The 9,670-nt window shown below is 31.7% G+C and carries 13 protein-coding genes; 2 read left to right on the top strand and 11 right to left on the bottom strand.

Features of this window, described 5'->3' with window-relative positions:
- The 6 genes from J671_RS25280 to J671_RS18100 all read right to left on the bottom strand — a co-directional run.
- Positions 1-809 (bottom strand): IS5-like element ISAba27 family transposase gene (locus J671_RS25280; protein WP_155765201.1). Its coding sequence is split into 2 segments (ribosomal slippage), with 808 coding nucleotides annotated over them: positions 1-427 and positions 429-809; the frame shifts between segments, so codons are not numbered across the junction. This gene is flagged as partial in the annotation.
- A gap of 249 nt (positions 810-1,058) precedes the next feature.
- Positions 1,059-1,820: a membrane protein gene (locus tag J671_RS18120; protein ID WP_004709759.1), complete on the bottom strand. Its 762-nt coding sequence runs from the start codon at positions 1,818-1,820 to the stop codon at positions 1,059-1,061.
- Positions 1,821-2,165: 345 nt separating this feature from the next.
- On the bottom strand, positions 2,166-2,489 hold the full coding sequence (locus J671_RS18115; RefSeq protein WP_004887969.1) for a hypothetical protein: 324 nt from the start codon (positions 2,487-2,489) through the stop codon (positions 2,166-2,168).
- 48 nt (positions 2,490-2,537) lie between these two features.
- On the bottom strand, positions 2,538-3,644 hold the full coding sequence (locus tag J671_RS18110; RefSeq protein WP_004887970.1) for a minor capsid protein: 1,107 nt from the start codon (positions 3,642-3,644) through the stop codon (positions 2,538-2,540).
- An 85-nt stretch (positions 3,645-3,729) separates the two neighbouring features.
- Positions 3,730-4,074 carry a hypothetical protein gene (locus J671_RS18105; RefSeq protein ID WP_002048765.1) on the bottom strand — a complete coding sequence of 115 codons (345 nt, stop codon included), beginning with the start codon at positions 4,072-4,074 and terminating at the stop codon, positions 3,730-3,732.
- 291 nt (positions 4,075-4,365) lie between these two features.
- Positions 4,366-4,824: a hypothetical protein gene (locus J671_RS18100; protein WP_004887971.1), complete on the bottom strand. Its 459-nt coding sequence runs from the start codon at positions 4,822-4,824 to the stop codon at positions 4,366-4,368.
- A gap of 487 nt (positions 4,825-5,311) precedes the next feature.
- Here J671_RS18100 and J671_RS25275 point away from each other — a divergent pair, with 487 nt between their 5' ends.
- The gene (locus J671_RS25275; RefSeq protein ID WP_002048755.1) at positions 5,312-5,431 is read left to right on the top strand and encodes a hypothetical protein; all 120 of its coding nucleotides are present in this window, start codon (positions 5,312-5,314) and stop codon (positions 5,429-5,431) included.
- Between the two features lie 65 nt (positions 5,432-5,496).
- On the opposite strand, the gene J671_RS18095 is transcribed toward J671_RS25275, so the two are convergent.
- From J671_RS18095 to J671_RS18085, 3 genes are all read right to left on the bottom strand, one after another.
- Positions 5,497-6,321 (bottom strand): pyrroline-5-carboxylate reductase family protein, encoded by an 825-nt coding sequence (locus J671_RS18095; protein WP_004887972.1) that lies wholly within the window; start codon positions 6,319-6,321, stop codon positions 5,497-5,499.
- Positions 6,322-6,592: 271 nt separating this feature from the next.
- Positions 6,593-6,826 (bottom strand): hypothetical protein, encoded by a 234-nt coding sequence (locus J671_RS18090; protein WP_002048783.1) that lies wholly within the window; start codon positions 6,824-6,826, stop codon positions 6,593-6,595.
- 203 nt (positions 6,827-7,029) lie between these two features.
- Complete coding sequence (locus tag J671_RS18085; protein WP_002048761.1) at positions 7,030-7,245, bottom strand: cold-shock protein; 216 nt, start codon at positions 7,243-7,245, stop codon at positions 7,030-7,032.
- A 514-nt stretch (positions 7,246-7,759) separates the two neighbouring features.
- On the opposite strand from J671_RS18085, the gene J671_RS18080 reads away from it, so the two are divergent.
- On the top strand, positions 7,760-8,377 hold the full coding sequence (locus J671_RS18080; RefSeq protein WP_004887973.1) for a LysE family translocator: 618 nt from the start codon (positions 7,760-7,762) through the stop codon (positions 8,375-8,377).
- A 70-nt stretch (positions 8,378-8,447) separates the two neighbouring features.
- On the opposite strand, the gene J671_RS18075 is transcribed toward J671_RS18080, so the two are convergent.
- Both J671_RS18075 and J671_RS18070 read right to left on the bottom strand, forming a co-directional pair.
- Positions 8,448-8,993, bottom strand: coding sequence for a glycoside hydrolase family 108 protein (locus J671_RS18075; RefSeq protein ID WP_004887974.1), 546 nt, complete (start codon positions 8,991-8,993; stop codon positions 8,448-8,450).
- Between the two features lie 36 nt (positions 8,994-9,029).
- Positions 9,030-9,359: a hypothetical protein gene (locus J671_RS18070; RefSeq protein ID WP_272480772.1), complete on the bottom strand. Its 330-nt coding sequence runs from the start codon at positions 9,357-9,359 to the stop codon at positions 9,030-9,032.
- Between the last annotated feature and the right edge of the window lie 311 nt (positions 9,360-9,670).

The following is a 9,670-nucleotide window of genomic DNA, read 5'->3' as shown; positions in this document are numbered from 1 at the left end:
TCCGATTTACCAGTGCAGCGATTAAGTTAATGCGTAAACCGAATCTTTTCCGTCTATTTCGATAGCGTTCACTTAATATTCTAAATGTTTTCAATTGACTATTAATATGTTCGATCACAACTCGTATTTTTCCAATCATTTTATTGTACTTTTTCTCAACATCAAATAAGGGTAAATTCTTCTTTTTCTTTATTGGCATCAATAATTTAAAGCCATCTTGCTCTAATCCGTAGTACCCTAAATCGGTCATAACATATTTACAATGTTTGAATTTTTTAACCGTTCTTCTTGCCAATTTAATGTCATGCTGACTGCCATTCGATATATCTAGCCCTATGATTTGTTTGCTGTTCGGATGATAGATCACTTGTGCTTTTAGCGTATGTTTCTTCTTTTTACCACTGTAGAACTTACTCTGATTTTTTTTTCGGACGTTCTATTGAACATTCTGTCGCATCAATAATGACCCAGTTAAACTGTTCGTCTGCTGTGGTAATGCTTCGTTTTGGCAGAGTAAACCGTCTTGATTTCATCAATGCATCTTCAACCTTTTTAATGGTTCGATTCACATTACTTTCAGCGATATGGTAATTTGCAGCCAACTCCAATTGAGTGCTGTAATTCCGTAAGTAATTGAGTGTTAATAATAATTGATCCTCTATAGCTAAAGTATGAGGACGCCCAGATTTCTTTTTAAGTGATTCTACTTCTTTTAAAACTTCGATCATTTCACTAAAAACTGGTCGAGGTACACCAACCAAGCGCTGGAATTCAGAATCTGAAAAACGATTTAATTTCTGATATCTCATGAAATTTAGATTGAGGTGGTTTTTACTTTCGCAAGAGGTCTAATATTTTATGATTAAACCCATCATTAAGTTTTTATTGATATTGAAATTAAAAATTAGCTTAAAAGTATATTATCGCAAAGTCTCCCGAGCAAGGGCTTTTTTACGTCCAAAATAAAATGTTAACAAGATTTCATTTAACCTTTTGCGCTCAAATAAAAAAAGACCACATCCTCCAACAGAATAATGCAGCCTTTTTTAACAGTTAAGTTAATGTGCTGTCTCTGCTGCTTTAGGTTTAAAGACCATTAAACAGACCACAATAAAAGCCAACAAAACGAAAGATGCGCTAAATCTGCTTAGCTCTAATCCACCATGTGCGATAGGTTTATCGAGGAAATCACCTAAAACCGCTCCGAGCGGTCGAGTAAGAACAAAGGCCAGCCAGAATAATAATGTTCTTGAGATTTTGGTATAGAAATAGCAGATTGCTAAAACCAATAACAAAGTACCAAAAATTAAAGCAGCGCTGGTATACCCTAACCCTTGAGTATCCGCAGTCCAATCACCTAATGCTGTTCCCAATGTTTGAGAGAACATAATGGTTAGCCAATAGAAGGCTTCACTTTTAGCAGATTGAATACTTTTTACCGAAATTGTGCCGCAGCTTAAATACCAGACAAACAAAGAGAGACCTAATAAAATAAGCAATATTAAACTTCCGCCTGCATAACCCACACCTAAAGTTCGGTCAACAAAGTCGGCAATTGTCGTTCCTAATGTGGTCGTGGCAATAATGGTCGCCCAATAAAAAAATGAATTGTATTTTTTGGCTTTAATTTGCAAGCCAACAAAAACTGCAAATATCACTGCGAAAATAGCTGTACTAATTCCATATCCCAAATTAAGGGACATAGATAGCGCATCTCCAGCAGTTTCACCTAAAGTGGTAGCAGCAATTTTAATGATCCAGAACAGTAACGTAACTTCTGGAACTTTACTTAAACTTTTAGATAAACTTTCATGACTCATCACTGCATGTTCTCCAAACATATTCACCGATTAGCCAATATCTAAAAGATCAAGCCTTAAGCTGAAATTAAGAGTAAAAATAAACTACAAAGTTCCCCAATAATGAATACTTTGATCTGTTAATTGAAAGGATGAGTTCTTAATTTGTTGCAAACACTTTGTTATACAAACTTTTTCATCTTAATGTCATAAATATTAGGTTGTTCTTTATTACTCTCAAGTTTTGTAGTTATTTTTATAACTTTCACTTTATCTATAGTTTTTATTTTCTAATAATTTTATTGTTATTTGCTTGAATTAAATAAAAAACCTACTCCATGAGCAGGTCTTAATTATGTATATAGCTCAGCTTATAGAACTCTTCGCTAAACATTTTTCATGCCATATCATTTGAAAGTCTTCAACAGCTTTTGTCTTGGTTAAAGGATCTTCAAATAACTTAGAAGAATATGCTGTATCTATAATTTGTTGATAAAGCTCTTTTGCCTCTGCTTCTTCAAGATGATTAGCAATCTCTTGTAGTTCAATCACTGGTACATCATGTTGTCTCGCATCCATAACGCCTTTTGCAGCATTTTTCACAAGATAACAATAATGCGTTTCCATAGTTTCAGATGCAGCATAGCATGGAAGAGTGATCGCGCTCATAAAGAGGAATATAAATTTCATAATCTCACCTTAATTTCACGCGCAAGGGTAACAAGTTATCCTTTAAAATTACAGCCCAAGTATTTTAAAGGTTCGCTCATCGAGCTCCCTTAGCTCATCCAAAGTATAAAGTCGGCCTTTAGGATCAAAGAATTTGTCAAAATCAAATTGCCCTTCTTTATATAATTTATAGCGTTTAGGGCCTAACCATTCTTTTTGGAAAAAATTATCGGTCAGTTTAAAAAACTCTTTAAAGGAAATATCTGCATCTATTTGACCCATTAATTGAGCCCGTTCATCTTTAGGAATGTCTCGCATCCTTCTTTCATCCATAATAAAAGATCGATTACCAATAAGCCTTCCGTCCTTACTAACAGGAACCAGAATACTCCGGCAATTGGGATGCAAAGGTGGCACCCTTTTCGCTGGATCATTCAATTTCCAAATTGAACCGTCAATGGCTGCACAAACTTTAGAAGTCCTCCCATCAAGTACACTCACAAACCTGACATATTCAAAATTAAATTTTTTGAAGTTATATAAATAGACCTGATTTGAGATATGGCTCCGCAGGGTTCTGACAATACGCTCAATATCAATTCTGGTACTGTTGAGCAATCCATCTTCATACTTAAGGCGTTTCGTACCAGTAATACGCCTAATAATTTGCTGAGGTGTCATGCCTGTATTCATTCCATCGCGAATAGCATATTCAATTCTTTGCAGGGCATTCTCACTAATTTGAGCTAAGGATTCACCAACTAAGGCACCACCCGCTAAAGGCACTCGTTTTATTGACTGATAAAGCTGTTCTCCCTTTAATTCTTTAATAACCTTACCAAATAGTTTGGCCATATAGTTTGACTCATATATAGCCAAAGCAATTGCCGAGTGAGTAAAGATTTCCGGCAAAACAGTGTTAATTGAATTAAACCAATCTGAAATTACAAGTTGAATATTTTTAAGGTGACGAGTTGTGTATTCTCCACCTGCTAAAGCCGCCCTTTCAGTATCATTAAGCTCTTTTATTAAATGCCCCAAACGATCAAGCATAGTTATTGTTTCAGTATTAAAAAATCTAAAAAGCTCATTTACCGATCTGGAAGATGCTCGATAAAGATAGGCTTGATGTTGTGTGAAGACATCAAAAAGCGATTTTTCAGTAATATTCTTCATGAAAGTTACCTCTAAAAAGCGCACTTTATTATTTTTTTTATATCGCTGATCTGTAGAAATTTTAAGGAACTAAAAATTTGAAAAGCTAATTAAACTGGTAATTTTGTTTTATAAATTTTTTCTGAACGCTAATGTTTCCAATAAAATTGGCCAACCATAAAATAAATTCATCACGATACTCAAAGCGCGGAAGTAAGCTCAAGTCAACTTTTATCTCTCTTTCAGAAAGAGGCTTACTTAAACATTCTTCAAAATCAATTTTGCTATATTTTAGTTTTAAATTGATTTGCTCAGCTTCTTTTCTAATTTCAGCCATGACTCTATTAAGATTAGTCACCGGATTATCAGTAATCTGGTACTTTTCATAAATATTGGCGTATACATTTTCAGCAATATCTAAATATTTAATGAGTTCAGCATTCTCATTCATCTCGTTATCTTCCTATTTTTTTGGAAATTATGTACGAGTAAATGTTTCTATACGTAATTTAAGCGTATTTTTATGTGAAAAATATTTTAATAAAAATAACAATTCATTGCTTAACCTACTATTTTTTATATCATTAATATTTTCTCATAAAACATTTCCATATTTTCTGACATTTTTAATTGGCATAAATATGTACCATTAACGGTTTTAACAGAAAAAACCGCCCCAGAAAGCGGTAGCTGAATTCTATCAGCGAGATATAGAAGTATGGTGGATGAATACTTCTATATTTTATGAAGACAGTTTACTATTTTTAATATAGTCCTCAGATTTAAAGTAATTAATAATCATCTCTGCATTTTCTTCTCTACTTGGATCAGCAGCAGCTGGAATCTCGATCTTATCCATTTTAAAGTCTTTCGGAATATAGTTTGAAATTGGAGGCAGCTTTTCCTTTCCGCCTACCGTCATTCGTTCAATAAAACCAGCCAACCATAAAATAAACTCGCCTTCATTTTTAAACTTAGGCATCAAACTTAAATCTATATGGACTGATTTTTCTTTATTAAATTGATTTAGGCATTCTTCAAAATTTATAAAATTATACTTAAGTTTGAACTCAGTACCTTTAATTGCTTTACGAATCAGGCTAATTAAACAATTCAAATTTTGAATCATATCATCCGTAAATAAATTGTCTTTTTTAATTTCCTTATATACTTTATCCGCTATAGCTAAATACTTTGGCATTTCTTCCTCCTCAATTTTTTATAAATAATTGAAAATAAAAAAATTCATATTTTGATTATGAAGAATTAATTGTAATTGAGTGAAATCAAATTAGCTTTCAATGTAAAAATTACCAATATTATGTAAAATTGCACCAGAATGAACCACAAAAAAATTCATATTACGTTAACTGGTCCACAATTTTATTTAATAATTTTAACTAATTAGAAATGTTTTCTTTCAATTGTAAATGATTATTTTTTAGACATACTCTTCTAAGATAATAGTTTTATAAATCAATGAGAAACTTATTTTTTAAATTGCTTTTTCTATGATAAAACTCAATATCGAGATTGTCTTTCTTTAAGTTGATAATTTAAAAAAACTTAATTAAAGATAAATTTATAACACTGATCTATCTGTTATATTTTTTTGAAAAAATTCTGTATCTATGATTACACATTGTATTTCTTCATGATAGTAACTATCTAGACACGAGGTAGCTAACATGAATTTTTTAAGAAAGAAAAATAAAGCTAGTTTTGTATTATTTATTATCACTCTCTATTCAATGTTAGGGTTTGGCTTAGGCTATGTTATTTGGGAATATTTCCTACAAATTCCATGAATTATTAAGCATGAAAAGTACCTTTCAAAATTTAAGTTATCTCAAGATTGAAAGGTACTTAGCCATCAGTTAACGCTATGTCTGGCAATTTCAGCATTAATCTCTAGACTTATTTCTTTACTGCGATGATAAGCTGCTTTTAAAGCCAGTCGAATATCATCGGAAAGATTGCCTAGCTCAAACATTCGTAATGCAGATTCAGTAATGCCATTAGCTAATGTGACCTTGCCACATAACTCACTTGGCTGAACATTACTTTTACGCACCATGTCTACAGCACCTGACGCTGCTTGAAGTGCCAGATCTAAAGCAAACTGCTTATCTAGCCCCATAGAAACACCAGTTTTTACCATACTGTCGAGGATATAAAAGAAGTACGCTGGGCCTGAACCCGATAACGCGATAATGGCATCACTTTCTGATTCTGAATTTGCCCAATAGGTCTGCCCTGTGGCTGAATAAATTGTCTCAACTAACTCTTTATCTAAAGGTTCTAGATATTCTGAACCAATCAACACATGAGTACCTGTATAAGTTAATACTGGTGGGTTAGATATGATTCTTATAACCTTTTTTGAACCCGTAATATTCATGAGTTGTTTGATATTAATTCCAGCCATCATCGATAGAATAGTTTTATCAGCTAACCATTTTTTTAATGGTGCTAAGATGACTTTTAGATTTTTTGGGTCTACTAATAGAACAACGATATCAGCCTTTTTTACCTCATGCTGCTTTTGCTTTAGAATGATTTCATTATCAAACTTTCCTTCCTCTATAAGATTAATTTTTTCTTTTTGAAATCCTTTTAAAACCAAACCTCCAATTAAAGCTAAAGACAAATTACTACTACCGATGAAGCAAATATTTGGTTGTACTATATTCAACATTTAGAATTATTTCCTTCCTTTAGATATACTACAAAAAGAAATATTATTTATGACTTAAGTCATGGACCGTTAATACAATAAAAATTTAATAAATTTTTATGAATGTTAAGTTTAATTTTACAACTAAACTCTATTTTGAGCTAAGATTACTCTATTACTTATGACGTTATGAATAACAAATTAAACTAAATTGTTAAAAATATGTAATTAAAAATTAATTATAGCTTATCTGATTTAAGCAATATACTTGCCAGACTTAAAGTGGTTTTATTTAACATCCACTTAAAGATCTTTGTTCTTTTTTTAAGAAACTTTCCGCTATTCGTGATGCTTCCTGATAATTTATTTCGCTGTATACCCAAAATGACAAAAGCTTTCCACCTAAATGAAAGTATTGCTTATAGTACTCATTTATATCATCTGAATGAGGGTTTCCAACACAGAAACTATCTTCATTAATTTTTCTTACTTTACCGTTTAAAATACCGCCAATACAAATATCCATTTTTATACCAGTTATAATGTTAACTTATACAACACAAATTTAATTTTTATATTATATAAAACAAATAATCAACTTATTTAATATTTTATATAAAAAACCCACAAAGGAAGAAGTGGGTTTTTTAACTACGTAGATGATTTCATGTTATTTAATTGAGCAAATGGCCAAAAAATAAATCAAATAAAATCATCAAATTATGTTATTTAAGCATTCGTCACAATTGTGATATTCGAAGCTTGAGGGCCTTTTTTACCCTGTGTCACAGTAAACTGAACACGCTGGCCTTCTAGAAGAACTTTAAAGCCTTGTGTTTGAATCTCAGAAAAATGTGCAAAAACATCTTTACCTTCATCAGTTTGAATAAAACCAAAACCTTTAGTTTCATTAAACCATTTTACTGTACCAGTAGCATTAGACATAAATTAATCCTAATTTTAAAAACATTATCATTTGTTATTGGGTATTCCAATTGAACTAAAAAATATACACTCTACTTAAATATCTAATAATATACGGAGGATTATAAATAAAACTACGAAAAGAGAGATTTAGGGTAACATGAATATTTTTGTAGTTAATGTCGACTATACACGCTTCTTAACGAATTGCAATCTCTATCTTGATTAATTGATTTTCCACACAATTTGTGCGTCTCTAACGATCACTTATCTATTGATTTTAAATGCTATTTTTTAATTTAGTTAATTGTTTTAACTTCAATATATTAATTAAATATATCTTATTTTTATACTATAAAATTTTATCTTTTGAAAATTATTAAGCCTCTCTTTACGCTCTAAAACTACTTTAATATCTTACTAAAATATTTTATTTTTTTATAAAATATACAGACCTGTATATATACACTTTATGTATTCTGATTTAAAGTACGTGTGCAGCTTAACATATTGATGATAAACAGGAAGTAGCCACGTGAACGGTCTCTTAGTTTTTATAACCATTGCTTTTCTTACCTTATCTAGCCCTGGACCAGGCGTTTTATTTACAGTAACAAATTCAATAAATTACGGTGTTCGTACCGCTTTATTCGGTATTAGCGGTTTAATCATTGGTATGTTCATTATCGCTGTGATTTCTGCAAGTGGTGTTGGTCTCATTATTACCAGTAACCCCACCATCTTTACTGTTTTAAAGTTTATTGGGGCCTTTTATCTTATGTATTTAGGTTATAAAAACTTTATAAACAAATCTCCTACTCAAGATTTACTAGAAACTGAACACAACGATAAAATCGTGAAGAAATCAAAACTTTTTTATCAGGGGCTATTTGCTTCATTACTTAATCCGAAAACGATTGTCTTTTTTATTGCACTTTTTCCTCAGTTTATTGATATTAAAAAAGAAATATTAAATCAATTTCTCATTTTATCTTTAACCTTTTGCTTTATCGGATTTTTAATTCATTTAGTTTATGCTAATTTTTCTTCAATTTTTAAAGAGAAAATGCTTGCCGGAAATAATTTTGCAAAACTGAATAAAGTGAGTGGTTGTATTTTCTTTCTTCTCGCCATTTTACTTATTACTCAATAAAGAATTTGTATTATAAAAAGAAGAATGGATCAACTTGCTATATGTATTCAGCTCAAGCAAGTTGGTCTTTTTAAAAACTCACACGGTTAGCAAGCCATCCGTAAAAGAATTGTTCATACTTTGGATTTTTCTCTGTAATTTCAATATAGCGTTGGCCTTGCATAATATTTAGAAGACGTACCATCACTCTTTCCCCTTCTTGACCGCGATTTTTAATATAGAGTGATAAAGCCTGTAAGGTAGAAGTCCCATATTGACCATCTAATTTAAGATCGCTCCATCCCTCTTTTCCTTGTCTGTTTAACAAATTCAAAGCACGTTGTAGAAGTGGTTTTGTAAAACCAAGACCACAATTTACTCCTGTATCGAGCAGTTCTTCAGCAATGATTGGACTAATCAAATTAATTTGATCAAATCGCGGCTCAAGCCAATATTGCTTTTTATAAATATCTCTTGCAGTTTCTAAAGGTAAATCCTCCATTTCACCTTGATATCCATAGCTACGTGCAACTGCTTGAGTAATTCCAAATTTGGTGGCATGTCCAGAGTCAAGCGTATCATTTACATAACCACCTTCACGTTTTATAAGTGCATCTAGATATTGTTCAACCTTCATGGGCCTGTCCTCATTTATATAACTCGCTGATAGCTATTAACTTTGAATATCATCTTTTGCTTTTTTTAAGTCTTTCATTACTTCAACAATAGTTTTTCCTTCTTGTTTATTAATGAAGTTAAATATCCACCTCACAATTGCCCAACCAGGTAAGCCACAAATAAAGAAGAATCCACCTAAAGTGATCATGCCCCATATATCAGTCACCCATTCATGTAAGTCCCATTTCATGATAATGAATGAACCACCAGTCAAGCTTGAGACAATAGTACAAATCAAACCTACTACCCATTCTTGAGGCGAACGTGGGAAACGCATGATTAAAACCACCGCTACGACTAAGCTTACTGCTAAAGCGATCATCATGACCGTACCATACAGCTTAAAAATAGAAGCTAGTCCATTTAATGTTAAAAAATTTTCCATAATACAATCCTGTCTCATACTTAAAATTTGAAAAATAATCGTACTTACTACATTGTTATTTCTCATATTTTTATAAAAAATTGCTATACACCCGTGCTTAGCCTAGCCGTTCTTTTTTCTTTTAAAACTGGCATACATATATGACTTATCTTTTTTGACCAAAAAGTTGAGATAACACGCTGCCGTATATCGGAAACTTTTGTGAGCCATTAAATTCTTTGTTAGATTCTTCATGTTCTTGATACCCTTTA

The sequence above is a fragment of the Acinetobacter sp. 1130196 genome (assembly GCF_000588095.1).
GTDB lineage: Bacteria > Pseudomonadota > Gammaproteobacteria > Pseudomonadales > Moraxellaceae > Acinetobacter > Acinetobacter nosocomialis.
The sequence above is the reverse complement of the archived record's forward strand: the minus strand, read 5'-3'. Positions and strand labels throughout refer to the sequence as shown.

What these genes read in the sequence shown, in the direction of transcription:
- J671_RS18120 (WP_004709759.1), bottom strand. Translation starts at nt 1,820, where the DNA reads ATGAGTCATGAAAGTTTATCTAAAAGTTTAAGTAAAGTTCCAGAAGTT.
- J671_RS18115 (WP_004887969.1), bottom strand. Translation starts at nt 2,489, where the DNA reads ATGAAATTTATATTCCTCTTTATGAGCGCGATCACTCTTCCATGCTAT.
- J671_RS18110 (WP_004887970.1), bottom strand. Translation starts at nt 3,644, where the DNA reads ATGAAGAATATTACTGAAAAATCGCTTTTTGATGTCTTCACACAACAT.
- J671_RS18105 (WP_002048765.1), bottom strand. Translation starts at nt 4,074, where the DNA reads ATGAATGAGAATGCTGAACTCATTAAATATTTAGATATTGCTGAAAAT.
- J671_RS18100 (WP_004887971.1), bottom strand. Translation starts at nt 4,824, where the DNA reads ATGCCAAAGTATTTAGCTATAGCGGATAAAGTATATAAGGAAATTAAA.
- J671_RS25275 (WP_002048755.1), top strand. Translation starts at nt 5,312, where the DNA reads ATGAATTTTTTAAGAAAGAAAAATAAAGCTAGTTTTGTATTATTTATT.
- J671_RS18095 (WP_004887972.1), bottom strand. Translation starts at nt 6,321, where the DNA reads ATGTTGAATATAGTACAACCAAATATTTGCTTCATCGGTAGTAGTAAT.
- J671_RS18090 (WP_002048783.1), bottom strand. Translation starts at nt 6,826, where the DNA reads ATGGATATTTGTATTGGCGGTATTTTAAACGGTAAAGTAAGAAAAATT.
- J671_RS18085 (WP_002048761.1), bottom strand. Translation starts at nt 7,245, where the DNA reads ATGTCTAATGCTACTGGTACAGTAAAATGGTTTAATGAAACTAAAGGT.
- J671_RS18075 (WP_004887974.1), bottom strand. Translation starts at nt 8,993, where the DNA reads ATGAAGGTTGAACAATATCTAGATGCACTTATAAAACGTGAAGGTGGT.
- J671_RS18070 (WP_272480772.1), bottom strand. Translation starts at nt 9,359, where the DNA reads ATGATGATCGCTTTAGCAGTAAGCTTAGTCGTAGCGGTGGTTTTAATC.